This is a genomic window from Streptomyces sp. NPDC007189 (assembly GCF_040703635.1).
Lineage (GTDB): Bacteria > Actinomycetota > Actinomycetes > Streptomycetales > Streptomycetaceae > Streptomyces.
In genome coordinates, this window is record NZ_JBEYEY010000017.1 from 21440 (window position 1) to 38442 (window position 17003).

Consider the following 17003-nt stretch of genomic DNA (forward strand, 5'->3'; position numbering starts at 1 on the left):
GGGGCCCGGCGCGGGGACGGCCGTCGTGGGGGCGTCCGGGCCGGGGTCAGGTGAGGGCGGCGGGTTCCGGGTCTGGGCGCTGGAGGGGATTCCCGAGGTGCGGGCCGGGGACGATCTCGCCAAGCTGATCGCCGCCGCCGAGCCGGGGCTGGCCGACGGGGACGTGCTGCTCGTCACCTCCAAGATCGTCTCCAAGGCGGAGGGGCGGATCGTACGGGCGGCCGACCGGGAGGCGGCCATCGACGCCGAGACCGTCCGGGTCGTCGCCCGGCGCGGCGCGCTGCGCATCGTGGAGAACCGGCAGGGCCTGGTCATGGCCGCCGCCGGGGTCGACGCCTCCAACACCCCCGCCGGGACGGTGCTGTTGCTGCCGGAGGATCCGGACGCGTCCGCGCGCGAGATCCGCGACGGCCTGCGCGCGGCCCTCGGCGTCGACGTGGGCGTGCTCGTCACCGACACCTTCGGACGGCCCTGGCGCGCGGGGCTCACGGACGTGGCGATCGGCGCGGCCGGGGTACGCGTGCTGGACGACCTGCGCGGCGGCACGGATGCGCACGGCAATCCGCTGAGCGCGACCGTCGTCGCCACGGCGGACGAACTGGCCGCCGCGGGCGACCTGGTGAAGGGCAAGGCGGCCGGACGGCCCGTCGCCGTGGTGCGCGGCCTGCCCCACGCAGTGGCCCCCGAGGACGGCGAGGGCGCGCGGGCGCTGCTGCGGACCGCGCGGGACGACATGTTCCGCCTCGGCACCTCCGAGGCGGTCCGGGAGGCGGTGACCCAGCGGCGTACGGTGCGGGCGTTCACCGACGAGCCCGTCGACCCCGGCGCGATACGGCGCGCGGTGGCCGCGGCGGTCACCGCGCCCGCCCCGCACCACACCACGCCCTGGCGGTTCGTGCTGCTGGAGTCGGAGGAGTCCCGGACACGGCTGCTGGACGCGATGCGGGAGGCCTGGATCGCCGACCTGCGCCGGGACGGCAAGAGCGAGGAGTCCATCGCGAAGCGGGTGCGGCGCGGTGACGTGCTGCGGGGCGCGCCGTATCTGATCGTGCCGTGCCTCGTCATGGACGGCTCGCACCACTACGGGGACGCGCGGCGGGACGGCGCCGAGCGGGAGATGTTCGTCGTCGCGATGGGCGCCGGGGTGCAGAACCTGCTGGTCGCGCTGGCCGGGGAGCGGCTGGGCTCGGCGTGGGTGTCGTCCACGATGTTCTGCCGGGACGTGGTGCGCGAGGTGCTGGCGCTGCCCGCGGAGTGGGATCCCATGGGCGCGGTGGCGGTCGGGCATCCGGCCGAGGAGCCGAGACCGCGGCCGGAGCGGGACGCGGCGGCGTTCGTCGAGGTGCGGTGAGTTGAGTTCGAGCCACCCGCTCTCCCGTGAGCGCCTAGTCTCGTAGGGACGGCGCCGGCGGCACCGGCTCCCCCAAGACCCCCAGGATCCCTTCGTGGCAGGACGTTTCGCTCAGCGCCCCACGCGTACGACCGTGCGCGGCGGACAGACCGGCGTGCCCGCGGGCGCCGCCGCCGGGATACCGCGGCAGGCCTCGGCGCCGGCGCGGGTGCGGCGGTGGGCGCCGGTCGGGCCGCTCGATCTCGGGCTGGTGCTCGGGCCGCTGCGGCGCGGGCCCGCCGACCCCACGTTCCGGGCGACCGCCGACGGATCCGTGTGGCGGGCCTGCCGCACGCCCGCCGGGCCGGGCACGCTGCGGGTGCGGGCGTACGGCGGTGAGGTGCTCGGCGAGGCCTGGGGGCCGGGGGCGGAGTGGCTGCTGGACCGGTTGCCCGAGTGGCTCGGCGCGGCCGACGAGCCGGAGGCGTTCGTGCCCCGGCACCGGGTGGTGGCGCTGGCGCGGCACCGGCGGCCGGGGCTGCGGCTCACCCGGACCGGGCTGGTGCTGGAGTCCTTGATCCCGTCGGTGCTGGAGCAGAAGGTCACGACCGACGAGGCGTATCGGGCGTGGCGGTTGCTGGTACGGCGGTTCGGGGAGCCCGCGCCGGGGCCCGCGGGGGCGTCCGAGCGGCCGATGTTCGTCATGCCGGCGCCGCGGACCTGGGCGTTGATCCCGTCCTGGGAGTGGCATCGGGCCGGGGTCGACGACAAGCGGGCCTCGACGATTCTGCGGGCCGTGCGGGTCGCTGCGCGGCTGGAGCAGGCGGTGGGGATGCCGGCGGCCGAGGCGCGGGCGCGGCTGGAGGTCGTGCCGGGGGTGGGGCCGTGGACGTCGGCGGAGGTCGTGCAGCGCAGTCATGGGGCGGCGGATGCGGTGACGGTCGGGGACCTGCATCTGCCGGGGATCGTGGGGTGGGCGCTCGCGGGGGACCGGGATGCCGACGACGAGGTGATGCTGCGGTTGCTGGAGCCGTATGCCGGGCAGCGGCATCGGGCGGTCCGGTTGATCCTGTTGAGCGGGCTGGCTCCGGGCCGGCGGGCGCCGAAGATGCCTCGGGTGGACATCGGGTTGCTGTGAGAGTGCGGGTGCCTACGGCGTTTCGGCTGTTGTTGTTTCCCGGTGCTGCAGTTGCCCCACACGGTGTCTCGCCGGCCCACGCTCACAGGGAGCCCGGTGCTGCCCTGCCCCACACGGTGTTTCGCTCACCGCGCTCGCGGGGTGCCTCCCCCACTCTCGGCTTCGCTCGAGCGGGGGGACCCCCACCGCCCACCCGTGCCGCCTGGGGGTCCCCCCAGGCCCTTAAGGCACTGGGGGAGGCACGACTGCCCGCAGCTACGGGGTACGCCCTGCGCCGTCTCGCCGCTGATGGGTGGGGCGCCGTCCCAGCGGCACGACTGCCCGCAGCTACGGCGCCCCGAAGGGGCGCGGGGAACTGCGCGAACGGCCACGACGCACCGGCGGTGAAGGGCCGGCGGACGCGTCCCCCTGTACGTGGGGGCCCGGGGCGCAGCCCCCGTCTAGGCGGCGTCCCGGGGCCCTGTGGCTACTGGGGCGGCGGCCCCCAGGGGGCCTCTGGCTACTGATCCGATGAAAAGCGGACCGCGCCTGATGGGATGTGGGCGTCGCACCAGACTCGGACGCCCTCGCGGAGTTCGTTGTCGGCGCCGATGACCGCGCCGTCGCCGATGACCGTGCCGGTGAGGACGGTGCGTTCGCCGACGCGGGCCCTCGTGCCGATGAGGGAGTCGGTGATGACGGCGCCGGGCTCGATGACCGCGCCCGGCAGGATCGTGGAGCCGAAGACCCGCGCGCCCTCGGCCACGAACGCGCCCTCGCCGACCACCGTGCCGCCGGTCAGCTTGGCGTCCGGCGCCACCGTGGCCGTGGGAAGGATCAGCCGGTCGCCGCAGCGGCCGGGGACGGCCGGGGACGGGGCGCGGCCCAGCACCAGGTCCGCCGAGCCCCGGACGAAGGCCGCGGGGGTGCCCAGGTCCAGCCAGTACGTGGAGTCGACCATGCCCTGGAGGTGGGCGCCCGCCGCGAGCAGGCCGGGGAACGTCTCGCGTTCCACCGAGACCGGCCGGCCCAGCGGGATCGTGTCGATCACCGAGCGGCGGAAGACGTACGCCCCCGCGTTGATCTGGTCGGTGACGATCTCCTCCGGTGTCTGCGGCTTCTCCAGGAAGGCGAGGACGCGGCCGGTCTCGTCCGTGGGGACGAGACCGTAGGCACGAGGGTCCGTGACCTTGGTGAGGTGCAGCGACACGTCCGCGCCCGCGCTCTCGTGCGTGTCCACCAGCGCCCTGATGTCCAGGCCCGTGAGGATGTCGCCGTTGAAGATCAGCACCGGGTCGTCGGGCCCGGAGTGCAGACGCGAGGCGACGTTGCGGATGGCACCGCCCGTGCCGAGGGGTTCCTCCTCCGTCACGTACTCGATGTGCAGCCCCAGGGAGGAGCCGTCGCCGAAGTACGGCTCGAACACCTCGGCCAGATAGCTGGTGGCGAGGACGATGTGGTCCACGCCGGCGGCTTTGGCGCGCGCCAGCTGGTGCGTGAGGAACGGCACCCCGGCGGCCGGGACCATGGGCTTGGGCGTGTGCACCGTGAGCGGACGCAGCCGGGTGCCTTTGCCGCCGACCAGGAGGATCGCTTCTGTCACCTGTCGTCTCTGCTTCCTGCCGGGACCGGCCGAACTACTCGTTTCACTCGTTTCGGCCGGTCAGTGTATGCAGACCGTAGCGGCGGCATCCGTGACAACCACGCGGTTTCCCACGAGATCGGTGAGAGAACGGTGTGAGTGCGGCGAGCCCCCGACGACGGCACCGGACGAGCATCCCGGCCCACTCAGCGCCCCTGGTAGCGCGCCGCGCCGGAACGGGCCGCACCGAGCTCGGCGTAAAGCGACGCGCCGGGGCAGTCGGTGGCGAACCCGTCCCGATGGCCGGAGATCACGTTCAGTCGTACCTTCTTACCTTTCGGGTAGAGGTTGCCACCGCCCGACGTGAGATATGTCGTGCCGCGCGGGTCGGCGCCGTAGAGCCCGGACTTCCACGCGACGAGCCGGGCGAGCGCCGTCACCACGGCGCCGGGCGGCTTGGTCGCGCCGTAGCTGCCGATCACGGCGATGCCCATGCTGCTGTTGAAGCCGGCGGTGTGCGCGCCGAGGACCGCCTTCGCCACACCGCCGGCCCGGCCCTCGTAGAGGGTTCCGCACTTGTCGACGAGGAAGTTGTAGCCGATGTCCCGCCAGCCCATGCTCTCGACGTGGTAGCGCTGGATACTGCGGATGACGGAGGGGGCCTCGGCGCAGGTGTAGTCGTCACCCGAAGAGGTGTGGTGCACGAAGACCGCCTTGAGCTTCTTCGTGTAGACGAACCCGGGTTCGCGCAGTGACTCGTCGGCGCCCCAGCCGAGGCGCGTGACGATCGCCGGGCGCGGCCCGATGTACGGCTTCCCCCGCGACGGCCCCTGCAGGCGGGCGAGTTCGCGCTCGGTCGCCGCCTTGTCCAGCTCCGGGATCCGTGTGGCGCCGAAGGCGGCGATGTCGGTGTTGGCGACCGACGACGCGCGCGCCGCCTCCGAGTGCGGCCCGGTGCCGGGCGCGTCGGCCGGGCCGCCCTCGGGCGGCGGCGCCTCGCCGGGGTCGACCAGCTCCAGGTGCAGTCCGGCGGGCAACGGAGGCCGCGGGGGATCCGGTACGGCCGTACGACCGCCCCGCGCACCCGTGTCACCCCGGCCGGTGCCACCCGCACCCGCCGCGCGCACGCGGATGTCCACGCCGTCCGAGTCGCCCACCCACAGCGGCGCGGTCGCGCCCCGCGCCCGGCGTGTGTCCCGTTCCGCCGTGCCCGGGTCGGGGCCGTGGTCGGCGTTGTGGGTGCCGACGTCCTGCCAGCCGGACCACCGCCCCGTCCGCGCCGACCGGGTCCGCACCTGGACCCGGCCGTGCAGTTCGGCGTCCGGATCGTCCCAGACGACCCCGACCAGCGAGAAGCGCTCACCGCCCGCCGGAACAGGCCCTGCTCCGGGGCGGTGCCGCGGGCGCGTTCGCGGGAGAGGGGGACGAGGGGCAGCGAGCGGGTGCCGCCCCAGGCGCCGGGCTGCGCGGTCCGGGCGGGTGCGGCGCTCGCGGGCAGGGTCAGCAGCGCGGCCGCGAGGGCCGCGGCGCAGGCGACGCCGATCGAGGACACGGCGATCGACGGGGCGCCGGTGGTCGAAGTCGGGAATCCACGCATGGCGATGATCTTGGACATAGTCGTACAAAAATGTGCAACAGGGCGGTAGCGCGGCGAACTGACGGGGTGTCGGGAGCCGCTGTGCCGTACCGGTGGTCCCGCCGCGCCCCGCGCTCGTCCGCGCGTACCCTGTCCCGGGTGAACGCCACCGATCGCACCCCTGCCGACCTGCTGGCTTCCGCGCTCGCCGCGGACCCCGGCCGCCCGCTGGTGACCTTCTACGACGACGCCACGGGCGAACGCGTCGAACTGTCCGTGGCCACCTTCGCCAACTGGGTGGCCAAGACCGCGAACCTCCTCCAGGGCGACCTGTCCGCCGGGCCCGGTGACCGGGTGGCGCTGCTGCTGCCCGCGCACTGGCAGACGGCCGTGTGGCTGCTGGCCTGTTCGTCGGTGGGCGCGGTGGCGGACCTCGGCGGGGACCCGGCGGCCGCGGACGTCGTCGTCAGCGGGCCGGACGCGCTGGAGGCGGCGCGGACCTGCCGGGGGGAGCGGGTGGCGCTGGCGCTGCGGCCGCTGGGCGGGCGGTTCCCGGAGAGCCCGGAGGGCTTCCTGGACTACGCCGTGGAGGTGCCGGGTCAGGGGGACCGGTTCGTGCCCTTCGCCCCGGTGGACCCCGAGGAGCCCGCGCTGATCGTCGCCGGGGCCGAGTTCAGCGGGGCCGAGGTCGTGGAGCGGGCGCTCGCGGACGCGCCGTCGCTCGATCTGACGGGGCCCGGATCGAGGTTGCTGTCGGGGCTGCCGTACGACACCTGGGAGGGGGTCGGCGCCGGACTGCTGTCGCCGCTGGCCGTCGGGGGGTCCGTGGTGCTCTGCCGGCATCTGGACCGGCTCGGTGAGGAGGCCCTCGCCCAGCGGATCGAGAGCGAGCGGGTCACGTCGGTGCGCCGCTGACGGGGCCCGTACCCCGGTACCCCGAGGACGCGCGGTTCCCCCGGTCGGAGTAGCTGAAGGCGCTGTCGGCCCACACCCCCGCCATGGTCGTAAGAGCAGGACGCGACGCTCGTACGCCTCAAGGGGGTGCCCCGGCCGTGGCCGACAGCGCAGGCAAGGCCCTCGGTCCCGGTGTGGGGGCCTCGGCCACCGGCGACGGGCTGGTGCGGCGGCGCCGCCGGCGGTGGGCGCGGGGGGCGGCGCTCGGGCTGGCCACGCTGGTCGTGGCGGGCGCCGCGGGCGGCTGGGCGGTGTACGCCAGGCTCAGCGACAACATCACCGCCGATGACGCGGCCGCCCGCGAACTGGAGCGGTACGAACGGGAGCGGCCCACCGAGCTGGTGCGGGGCGCGCAGAACATCCTGCTGATCGGGTCGGACACCCGGGCCGGGACCGGCAACAGCGCGTACGGGCGGGATCTGGGCAGCGAGCGGTCGGACACGACGATCGTGCTGCATCTGGCCGCCAACCGGCGCAGCGCCACCGCCGTGTCGCTGCCCAGGGACCTGATGGTGGACATCCCCGGCTGCCTGCAGAAGGACGGCAGCCGCAGCCGGCCGGTGTTCGCCATGTTCAACCACGCCTTCCAGGTGGGCGGTTCGGCGTGCACGATCCGGACCGTCGAGAAGCTGACGGGCATTCGGATGGACCATCACGTGGTCGTGGACTTCAGCGGGTTCAAGGAGATGGTCGACGCCGTCGACGGGGTGCAGGTGTGCCTGAAGGAGCCCATGGACGACAAGGCGGCCCTGCTGAAACTGCCCGCGGGCAAGGTCACGCTCGACGGGGAGCAGGCGCTCGGCTACGTGCGGGCCCGCAAGTCGGTCGGCGACGGCAGCGACACCGAACGGATGGAACGCCAGCAGCGGTTCCTCGCCGCGCTGGTGAACAAGATGCAGAGCAACGACGTGCTGCTGAACCCGGCGAAGCTGTATCCGGTGCTGGACGCGGCGACCTCCTCGCTGACCACCGATCCGGCGCTGGCGAGTCTGCGCGGCATGTACCAACTGGTGCGCGGGCTGCGCGACATCCCCGTCGAACGGGTGCAGTTCCTGACCGTGCCGAGGGAGTCGTACGTCTACGACGCCAACCGTGACCAACTCGTGGAGCCGCAGGCGCAGAAGCTGTTCGGCCGGCTGCGCGCGGACCAGCCCGTGGCGGTGGTCCCGCGGGCGCCGAAGCAGGCCGCGGAGACGGACGGGAAGGGCGGCAGCCCGGCAGCCGGACGTTCCCCCTCCCCCACACCGACGTTCCGCGGGAACACGGCCGCCGAACGCACGTGCGCGTGATCCGCACGGTGAAACACCGGACGTGCGTCCAGGAAAATGAGCCGGATTGCCCAGGTGTAGGCATGCGGAATTTGTCACCGGCGTCGCTGGACGCTGAACTGGGCGGATAGTGTGAGCGATCCGGTGCATCCGGCCGCGAGGTCCGTCCTGGGGTCGTGCACTGTTTCACCGAGACCCGAGCGCCTTTGAGGGGGAAGGCGCCGCGTTCCCGACGGAGGATTCGGACAACCGTGGACGCGCAAGGCCGTGGGCGGGCGGACGACATCGACCCCGCAGACCAGTGGGTGCTCAATCCGGACACCGGCGAATACGAACTGCGACTGAGCCCTTCCGCAACGCAGTCACCGGTCCCCGGCCCCCGCAGACCGGCCGCCCGGGCGGACGCCGGCGCACCGCCCCGCCGTACCGGCACGGCGCCCGACGGGACGCGACCGGGGCGCGGCGGCGACGTACCCCCGCCGCGGCCGTCCCGGCGCCGGGGCGGCGAGCCGGAGACCCCGCAGGGCAGGCGGGCGGCCCGGCGTCCGGTGAAGAAGAAGTCGAAGGTGAAGAGGGCGCTGGCGTGGACGGCCGGCGGCACGGCGTTCGTACTGGTCGCCGTCGGCACCGCCGGCTATCTGTACCTCAAGCACCTCGAGGGCAACGTCACCACGACGGACGTCGAGGGCGCCGCCAAGAACGGCTTCAGCAAGGACGGCGCGTTCAACATCCTGATCATCGGCACCGACAAGCGCACCGGCAAGGGCAACACGGGCTACGGCGACAAGGGCAGCGTCGGGCACGCCGACACCAACATCCTGCTGCACGTCGCCAAGGACCGCTCGAACGCGACCGCGCTCAGCATCCCGCGCGACCTGATCGTGAACGTGCCGGACTGCCCGACCAAGCAGGCCGACGACTCGACGAGGATCATCCCCGGTTCGCAGAACGTGCGCTTCAACACCAGCCTGGGTCAGGACGGCCGGGACCCGGGCTGCACCATGCGCACGGTGAAGGAGGTCACCGGCATCCAGCCGGACCACTTCATGATGGTGGACTTCAACGCCGTGAAGACGCTGACGACGGCGGTCGACGGCGTGGACGTGTGCCTCGCCCACGCCGTCGACGACAAGGACTCGCACCTGCACCTGTCCGCCGGCAAGCACAAGATCGAGGGCGAGCAGGCCCTGGCCTTCGTGCGGACCCGGCACAGCTGGGGCAACCAGGGCGACCTGGACCGGATCAAGGTGCAGCAGCAGTTCATGGCCTCGCTGATGCGGAAGATGTCCTCCAGCGACACGCTCACCAACCCGAAGAAGCTGCTGGGCCTCGCCGAGGCCGCCACGAAGGCGCTGACCGTCGACAAGGGCATCGGCTCGGTGTCCACGCTCAAGGACATCGCGCTGGAGCTGAAGAAGGTGCCGACGAAGAACATCACCTTCGTCACCGTGCCGGTGAAGGACAACCCGGCGGACGGCGCCGTCCACAAGACGGTGATCGTCGACCCGGCGCTGGCCCCGCAGGTCTTCGACGCGATCAACAACGACGTCTCCTTCACCGAGGTGAAGAAGAAGCAGAAGGCGGAGAAGGACGCGCAGGCCGCGCGGCTGAAGGGCAGCAGGTCCGCGCCCTCCGACGTGCGGGTGCGGATCCTCAACGGCGGCGCCGTCGCCGGCAGCGCGCAGGAGACCCTGGACTGGCTGCAGAACCAGGAGGGCGTGCTGAAGTCGGAGAACGCGGGCAACGCGCCGGCGCAGCTGAGCAGGACCACGCTGGAGTACGCGCCCGACCAGGCGGCCCAGGCCCGGGAGCTGGCCCATCTCATGGGTCTGCCCGGCTCGGCGCTCAAGCCCGGCAAGAGCGTGACCAACTCCCAGGGGCTGCCCGCGATGACGCTGACCCTGGGCAAGGACTTCAAGGGCGCAGGGGTCTCCCTCACCGCTCCGACGAAGGCGCCGGCGGTCGACAAGTCCACGGCGGACAAGGTGAAGTGCGCCAGCTGAGCCCGATCGCCGTCAGGTGAGGGAACACCATGTGACAGCTGCTCATGTGTCGGCGGGAAGGGCGGACACTGCGGTGCGCGAGTACGGACGGTGAAAGGGCCGCTCCCCAGTCTGGGGAGCGGCCCTTCGACCGCGTGGGGGTGTCAGGCGCGCACCGCCGGCCGCCGCGACGCGATCACCCTCTTCGCCAGCGACCGCGGGCTGGTCAGAAAGCCCCAGCCCCAGGACATGTGCATGGTGGCCAGGGCCACCGGGATCTGCAGCCGGGCCTTCGGCGGCAGGCCCCGGCCCGCCGGGAGCGAGCCCGCGACGATCGCCGCCAGATAGCCGCCGGGGACGAGGAAGGCCCACGGGGTGAGCGCCGCGCCGGCCACGATCCCGGCCGCTATCGCGCACACCGCCGTCGGCGGGGCGAGGTAGCGCAGGTTGATGGAGCCCGAGTGGTAGCGGGCCACGACGTGCCGCCAGCGGCCGTAGTCCTTGTACTGCTTGGCCAGCGCCCGCACGCTCGGCCGCGGCCGGTACGACACCTTCAGCTCCGGCGAGAACCAGATCAGCCCGCCCGCTTCCCGGATCCGGAAGTTCAGCTCCCAGTCCTGGGCGCGGATGAACTCCTCGTTGTAGCCGCCCTGCTGCTCCAGGGCCTCGCGGCGGAAGACGCCGAGGTAGACCGTCTCGGCGGGCCCGGCCTCGCCGCCGGTGTGGAAGGCCGCGTTGCCGACGCCGATCTTCGAGGTCATCGCGGCGGCGACCGCGCGCTCCCAGTCGTTCTCGCCCTCGGCGTGCATGATGCCGCCGACGTTCTGCGCGCCGGTCTCCTCCAGCAGCCGCACGGCGGTCGCGATGTAGTTCGGCGAGAGCATGCCGTGGCCGTCGACGCGGACCACGATCGGGTGCCGGGAGGCCTTGATCGCCGCGTTCAGCGCCGCGGGCGTGCGGCCGGTCGGGTTGGGGACGGTGTGCACGCGCGCGTCTTCCGCCACGAGCTGAGCCGCGATCTCGTCCGTGCGGTCCGTGGACGGACCGAGGGCGATCACGACCTCCATCTCGCCGGCGTACTCCTGCGCGAGGATCGCTTGGACGGCCCCGCGCAGATGCCGCTCCTCGTTGAGGACGGGCATGATCACGGAAACAGCGGGATGCCGCACGTCGGGCTTGGCGTTCATAGGGGGATCACGTTACCGCGAACGGGGGACACCGGTGCGCGCCGCCGGGGCCAAGGGCCGGGCTGGAGATCGTATCGGCCTACCGTGCTCACGGATCCCACGTACGGCGTCGTCCGGAGGTGTCCCCCTTGGCCAGCCCGCCCCGGTCCCCCGCGCGTCCGCGCCGACCGCAGCCGCCCCACCGTGTGCCGCGCCCGCCCGAGCGGCCGGTGCGGTCCGTACGGCCGCCCCGGCGGCCCCGCTGGGCCATGCGCGCGGTGAGCACGCTGTCGGTCGTGGTGCTCGCCTCGGCCGGGATCGGGCACGCGGTGATCAGCAGCCTGGACGCGGGGATCGCCCGGGTCGACGCCTTCAAGGACATGAAGAACCGGCCGCAAGCGGGCCACGGCATGAACATCCTGCTGGTCGGCACCGACGGCCGGGACAAGATCAGCGAGCAGGAGCGGCGGCGGTACCGGCTGGGCGGGGCGCCCTGCCACTGCACCGACACGATGATGATCGTGCACGTCTCGGAGAACCGGGACCGGGCCACCGTGGTGAGCCTGCCGCGCGACTCCTACGCCGAGGCGCCCGCGAGCACCGACCCGGCCACCCGCAGACAGCACCCGGCGCACCCCATCAGGCTGAACGCGGCCTACTCCGAGGGCGGCCCCCAGCTGACCGTCCGCACGGTCGAGAGCATGACCCATCTGAAGATCGACCACTATCTGGAGGTCGACTTCACCAGCTTCATGAAGACCGTGGACGTCCTCGGCGGGGTGAGCGTCTGTACGACGGCCCCGCTGAAGGACGCCTACAGCGGGCTCGACCTCTCCCCCGGCACGCACACCCTCAACGGCGGGCAGGCCCTGCAGTACGTGCGGGCCCGGCACGTCGACGCCACCAGCGACCTGGGCCGGATGCGGCGGCAGCAGCGGTTCCTGGCCGCGCTGATCGAGCGGGCCACCTCCTCCGGGGTGCTGCTGAACCCGATGCGGTTCCGGGACGTGATCCGGGCGGTGCTCGGCTCGGTCCGCGCCGACGAGGGCTTCGGCACCGACGAGCTGCTCGACCTCGGCCGCGCCATGCGGGACTTCTCGCCGTCCTCCTCCGAGTTCACCACCGTGCCCATCGGGCAGATGAACTACGCCGTCAAGGGCATCGGCTCGACCCTCAAGTGGGACCAGGGCAAGGCGGCCCAGCTGTTCGCGGCCCTGCGCGACGACAAGCCGCTCACCGCGCCGCCGCCCGCGCACCCCGTGCAGCGTCCGGCGCCGGTCGAGGTGGACCCGCGGCAGATCCAGGTCCAGGTGGCGAACGGCACCGGCACGATGGGGCTCGCCAAGCGCGTCGACGCCGCCCTCGCGGCGGCCGGCTTCGCCGCCACCCACCGGCCGGTGACCGCCCCCGCCCATGTGCCGCACACGGTGATCTCCTACGACCCCCGCTGGGACCGCTCCGCCCGCGCCCTGGCCACCGCCCTCCCGGGCGCCCAGCTGCGCGCCGTACCGGGCCAGGGGCCGCTGCTGAAGGTGACCGCGGGCGCCGACTTCAAGGACGTGCGCAAGGTGCGCTTCGAGGACCCCGCCCAGCCGCAGCAGGCGGCCGTGCGGGGCAACGAGGTGACCTGCGCCGGCGCCTAGCCCACGAGGGGCGCCCGGCTAGTCGTCGAAGCCCTCCGCCGCCCGCTTCTCGCGCAGCTCGCGGATGGCGCGGCGGCGGGCCAGGCGGTGGGTGCGGCGGATCTGGGCCTCCTGGTAGCGGCGGCGGTCGCGGTCTGTCTCCGGGATCACCGGCGGCACCCGGCGCGGCTTGCCGTCGGCGTCGACGGCGGCGAAGACCAGATAGGCCGAGCCGACCTGGGTGGGCGGGGTCGACTCGTTCCAGCGCTCGGCGAGGACCCGCACGCCGACCTCCATGGAGGTCCGCCCGGTCCAGTTCACCTGCGCCTTCACATGGACCAGGTCACCGACGCGCACCGGCTCAAGGAAGACCATCTCGTCCATGGACGCGGTGACCGCCGGACCGCCGGAGTGCCGGCCGGCCACGGCGCCGGCCGCGTCGTCGACCAGCTTCATGATCACGCCGCCGTGCACCGTGCCCAGCAGGTTGGTGTCGCTGTGGGTCATGATGTGGCTGAGAGTGGTGCGCGAGGCGGACGTCGGCTTGCCCGGGATGTCCGGTTCCATGTCCCGTTCCGCGTCCGTGGCCTGGTCTGTCATGCCCTCCACCTTATGCCGAAGCGACAATCGCGGAATTTGTGTCGGCTTCGCAACAGCGCCGCTGTGATTTTCCGACAGCCCTTGTACGCCTCACACCGGCGCCCTGCACACTGGGGCGCATGAATGACTGGCCCGAGCAATGGTCCGACGACAACCGCGGCCCGCGCTACGGACGCGGCAGTGCCGGCGCACAGCCGGAGGGCGCCCGCGCGATGCGTCAGGTGCGGCGCGGCCCGGCGGTACCGCCCGGCCAGCGCTCCTACGGCGACCCCGGCCCGGCGGCGCCGCCGTACGGGGCCGCCGGTGTCCCGCAGCAGCCGTCGTACGTCGACGGCCAGGGATACGGCGACGGCACCGGTTACGACAGCGGCTACAACACCGGGCAGGTGTACGGCGGCGGGCGGCGCGGCGGCGGCTTCGTGCCGAACGACAACGACCCGGACCCGCAGGCGGACCGGTACCGGCCGCGCCCGAACTGGCGGCGCCGGATCAAGTGGACCGCGATCACGCTGGCGACCGTGGTGGTCGTCACCTCCGTCGCGACCTACTTCTGGGCCGACTCCAAGCTGCGCCGCGAGGTCGACCTGTCCAAGGTCATCGACCGGCCGGCGTCCGGCTCGGGCACGAACTACCTGATCGTCGGCTCGGACAGCCGTGAGGGCATGTCCAAGGCGGACGAGAAGAAGCTGCACACCGGCGGCGCCGAGGGCAAGCGCACGGACTCGATGATGATCCTGCACGTCGGTGACAACGGCGACACGCTGATATCGCTGCCGCGTGACTCGGACGTCGTCGTCCCGTCGTACAAGGGCTCGACCTCCGGGAAGGTCTACCCGGCGCAGGGACGGCACGCGAAGCTCAACGCGACCTACGCCGAGGACGGCCCGACGCTGCTGGTCCGCACGATCGAGGCCAACACCGGGCTGCACATCGACCACTACGTGGAGATCGGCTTCCAGGGCTTCGCCAGCATCGTGGACGCCGTCGGCGGTGTCACCATCGACATCGACAAGGGCTTCAAGGACTCCTACTCGGGCGCCGACTTCAAGGCCGGCAAGCAGAAGCTGAACGGCGCGCAGGCCCTCGCCTTCGTCCGCACCCGGCACGCGTTCGCCGCCTCCGACCTGCAGCGCACCAAGAACCAGCAGAAGTTCCTGTCGGCCCTCGCGCACCAGGTGGCCACCCCGTCCACGGTCCTCAACCCGTTCAAGCTCTACCCCACCATGGGCGCGGGCCTGGACTCCCTGATCGTCGACAAGGACATGTCGCTGTGGGACCTGGCCTCGATGTTCTGGGCGATGAAGGGCGTGCAGGGCGGTGACGGCACGTCGATGAACATGCCGATCTCCGGCTCCGTCGGCGGCAACCTGGTCTGGGACAAGGCGAAGGTCAAGACCCTGGTGAACGAGCTGAACAACGACCAGAAGGTCACCGTCTCCGGCACCTAGGCGGCCGGACGTCCCGTCCACGGCCCACCCTCCGGAGTCCGCTTTCCCCCGGCAGAGTAAAGCGCGGATCAAGGTGCGACGACCATTCCGCGCATACCGGCATCAGTCGACCGGTTGTACGAACGTGGGGTTTGTCATCGCCGTGAACAGGCGCTGAACTGTGCGGATAGTGTGTGCGGTCCGGTGCGGAACTGCCGAGGCGTCGTGCACCGTTCGACCCACTGTACCGAGGGCCTTGGGGGCGACTCGTCGCGCGGCCCCGACGGAGGACGAAGCGACATGAACACGCAAGGCCGTGGGCGGGGGAACGGCATCGGCCCCTCGGACCCATCACTGAGGCACCTTTGCACGGAGCGGACGCGGGCGTGCCGCTCACCCCTTCGGCGAACGCGCCGAACCGGCGCGCCGGAGCCGGCGGCCGACGAAGTCGTACGGGCCTTGTGACGTCCGGGCTTCCTTCCGCGTCTAACTGAACGCGGAAGCACGGCAGCCCACGGCGCGGGGCGCGGGGCCGGCCCCGCGCCCCGGCCGGTGCCCGGTCACCGCGGCACGGCCGGCAGACAACGACAAAGGCGCGTACGCCTCCCCACCGGCGGCGGGCGCGCAACAAAGCCGCGGTGTAAGGGTGCCGAGGGCGGGAAGGCAGGAGATGGCACACAGCAGCGTGGACCAGGAGGGGGCGGTGCCGCGCGCTCGGCGCGCCGGCGGACCCAGCGCGGAGGACGAGCCCCGGGACGGGCGGGGCGGCCGACGGCGGAGCAGCGGCGGTCACAGACGCCGCACGGAGCCGGAGTCGCCGAAGCCCAAGCGCCGGATACTGCGCTGGTCGGCGTTGACCCTGGCGGTCGTCATACTCGGCTCCGCCGGGGCGGGTTACCTGTACTACCAGCACCTCAATGCCAACATCCAGAAGGACAAGCTGAACCTGGGCGACTCCGACGTGCCCGGGGCGACTCCGAACGCCGCCGGCCAGACACCGCTGAACGTGCTGCTGATCGGCTCGGACAGCCGGAACAGCGCCAAGGACCTCGCGCTCGGCGGAGCCAAGCAGGAGGTGGGCCGCGCCGGGCTCGCGGACGTGCAGATGCTGGTGCACGTGTCGGCCGACCGCACCAACATGTCCGTCGTCAGCCTGCCCCGCGACACGATGATCCCCATCCCCAAGTGCACCGACCCGCACAACGGCCAGGTCTACCCGGCCCTCTCCCTGGCCATGGCGAACGAGTCGCTGGCCCGCGGCGGCCCCGGTTGCACGGTCGCCACCTGGCAGAAGCTCACCAGGATTCACATCGACCACTTCATGATGGTCGACTTCTCCGGCGTGGTGGACATGGCGGACGCCATCGGCGGCGTCCCCGTCTGCGTCAAGCAGAACGTCTGGTCGCACACCTCCGACGGGCACGGCTCGGGCCTGAAACTGAAGGCGGGGACGACGTACGTCAAGGGACAGCAGGCCCTGCAGTGGCTGCGGACCCGCTACGGCTTCGAGGACGGCACCGACCTCGGCCGTACCCACGCCCAGCACATGTACATGAGCGCGATGGTGCGCCAGTTGCGCAAGAACGCGACCCTGACCAACCCCGGCGCGATGCGCAGCCTGGCGGAGACCGCGACGAAGGCCCTCAAGGTCGACGAGGGCCTGGGGACGATCGCGAAGCTCTACGGCCTGTCCGAGGAGTTCAAGAAGGTCCCCACCAAGCGGATCACGATGACGACGCTGCCGACCGTGCAGTGGTCGCGGGACCGGAACCGGCTCGTGCCCGCGCCCGAGGACGCCGACCAGCTCGTCTCCATGGTCCGCGACGACATGCCGCTGGACGGACGTGGCTCGAAGCACAAGACCGAGGAGAAGGCGAAGACCCCCGCGGACCCGGACGACAAGATCGCGGTGCAGGTGCGCAACGGCACCGCGGGGGACGGACAGCCTCCGGCGCAGCAGCGGGCGAGCGCGGTCGTCCAGGTACTGCAGGGCAAGGGGTTCGCCCAGGCCGCGGCGGACACCACGGCGGCGTCGGAGACGAAGACCACCGTCCTGTTTCCCAGCGCGGACCTGGAAGGCGACGCCCAGGCGGTGGCCAAGGCGCTCGGGATCCCGCTGAAGCAGGTGCACAAGTCGACCGACGTCTCCGGCGTCACGCTGATCGTGGGCTCCGACTGGCGCACCGGCACCGCGTACAAGCCACCCACCGGGCCGACGAAGGCGCCCTCCTCGTCGGCCGCGCTCAACGGCGACAAGAAGGACGCGTGCATGGAGGTCCAGAAGGGCTTCACCTGGTGAGCGGAGCACGGTGACCGCGCCGTGCACACCACGAGGGGCCTTGGCCATGACCGTGCTGCCCGCCCCGCTCGCGGGCTCGG

11 protein-coding genes and 1 pseudogene are annotated in these 17003 nt (G+C 72.5%); 8 read left to right on the top strand and 4 right to left on the bottom strand.

Annotated features, from left to right (window positions below; all coding sequences use genetic code 11):
- Positions 1–25 precede the first annotated feature (25 nt).
- Positions 26–1351 carry a coenzyme F420-0:L-glutamate ligase gene (locus tag AB0950_RS30210; protein WP_366779908.1) on the top strand — a complete coding sequence of 442 codons (1326 nt, stop codon included), beginning with the start codon at positions 26–28 and terminating at the stop codon, positions 1349–1351.
- Positions 1352–1445: 94 nt separating this feature from the next.
- Positions 1446–2468, top strand: coding sequence for a DNA-3-methyladenine glycosylase 2 family protein (locus tag AB0950_RS30215; RefSeq protein ID WP_366779845.1), 1023 nt, complete (start codon positions 1446–1448; stop codon positions 2466–2468).
- 499 nt (positions 2469–2967) lie between these two features.
- Here the strand turns inward: AB0950_RS30215 and AB0950_RS30220 are convergent, their stop codons facing one another.
- Both AB0950_RS30220 and AB0950_RS30225 read right to left on the bottom strand, forming a co-directional pair.
- Positions 2968–4050, bottom strand: a complete 1083-nt coding sequence (locus AB0950_RS30220; protein WP_360574682.1) for an NDP-sugar synthase — start codon at positions 4048–4050, stop codon at positions 2968–2970.
- A 185-nt stretch (positions 4051–4235) separates the two neighbouring features.
- Positions 4236–5626 (bottom strand): annotated as a pseudogene (locus AB0950_RS30225) (peptidoglycan recognition protein).
- A gap of 138 nt (positions 5627–5764) precedes the next feature.
- On the opposite strand from AB0950_RS30225, the gene AB0950_RS30230 reads away from it, so the two are divergent.
- From AB0950_RS30230 to AB0950_RS30240, 3 genes are all read left to right on the top strand, one after another.
- Positions 5765–6520, top strand: a complete 756-nt coding sequence (locus AB0950_RS30230) for a TIGR03089 family protein (RefSeq protein ID WP_366779846.1) — start codon at positions 5765–5767, stop codon at positions 6518–6520.
- A 137-nt stretch (positions 6521–6657) separates the two neighbouring features.
- Positions 6658–7848 (top strand): LCP family protein, encoded by a 1191-nt coding sequence (locus tag AB0950_RS30235; protein WP_366779847.1) that lies wholly within the window; start codon positions 6658–6660, stop codon positions 7846–7848.
- A 230-nt stretch (positions 7849–8078) separates the two neighbouring features.
- Positions 8079–9830, top strand: a complete 1752-nt coding sequence (locus tag AB0950_RS30240) for an LCP family protein (protein ID WP_360574684.1) — start codon at positions 8079–8081, stop codon at positions 9828–9830.
- A gap of 143 nt (positions 9831–9973) precedes the next feature.
- On the opposite strand, the gene AB0950_RS30245 is transcribed toward AB0950_RS30240, so the two are convergent.
- Positions 9974–10996: a glycosyltransferase family 2 protein gene (locus tag AB0950_RS30245; RefSeq protein ID WP_360162250.1), complete on the bottom strand. Its 1023-nt coding sequence runs from the start codon at positions 10994–10996 to the stop codon at positions 9974–9976.
- Positions 10997–11244: 248 nt separating this feature from the next.
- Between AB0950_RS30245 and AB0950_RS30250 the strand changes: the two genes are divergently transcribed.
- Positions 11245–12618, top strand: coding sequence for an LCP family protein (locus tag AB0950_RS30250; RefSeq protein ID WP_360574686.1), 1374 nt, complete (start codon positions 11245–11247; stop codon positions 12616–12618).
- Positions 12619–12636: 18 nt separating this feature from the next.
- On the opposite strand, the gene AB0950_RS30255 is transcribed toward AB0950_RS30250, so the two are convergent.
- Positions 12637–13197 carry an acyl-CoA thioesterase gene (locus AB0950_RS30255; protein WP_361990128.1) on the bottom strand — a complete coding sequence of 187 codons (561 nt, stop codon included), beginning with the start codon at positions 13195–13197 and terminating at the stop codon, positions 12637–12639.
- Positions 13198–13316: 119 nt separating this feature from the next.
- Here AB0950_RS30255 and AB0950_RS30260 point away from each other — a divergent pair, with 119 nt between their 5' ends.
- Positions 13317–14645, top strand: a complete 1329-nt coding sequence (locus AB0950_RS30260; RefSeq protein ID WP_366779848.1) for an LCP family protein — start codon at positions 13317–13319, stop codon at positions 14643–14645.
- A gap of 649 nt (positions 14646–15294) precedes the next feature.
- Positions 15295–16923, top strand: coding sequence for an LCP family protein (locus AB0950_RS30265; RefSeq protein ID WP_366779849.1), 1629 nt, complete (start codon positions 15295–15297; stop codon positions 16921–16923).
- The last annotated feature ends 80 nt before the right edge of the window (positions 16924–17003 follow it).

Excerpts from the sequence above, each read along its gene's own strand:
- AB0950_RS30245 (WP_360162250.1), bottom strand. The coding sequence starts at position 10,996 with ATGAACGCCAAGCCCGACGTGCGGCATCCCGCTGTTTCCGTGATCATG.
- AB0950_RS30250 (WP_360574686.1), top strand. The coding sequence starts at position 11,245 with ATGCGCGCGGTGAGCACGCTGTCGGTCGTGGTGCTCGCCTCGGCCGGG.
- AB0950_RS30255 (WP_361990128.1), bottom strand. The coding sequence starts at position 13,197 with ATGACAGACCAGGCCACGGACGCGGAACGGGACATGGAACCGGACATC.
- AB0950_RS30260 (WP_366779848.1), top strand. The coding sequence starts at position 13,317 with ATGAATGACTGGCCCGAGCAATGGTCCGACGACAACCGCGGCCCGCGC.
- AB0950_RS30265 (WP_366779849.1), top strand. The coding sequence starts at position 15,295 with ATGGCACACAGCAGCGTGGACCAGGAGGGGGCGGTGCCGCGCGCTCGG.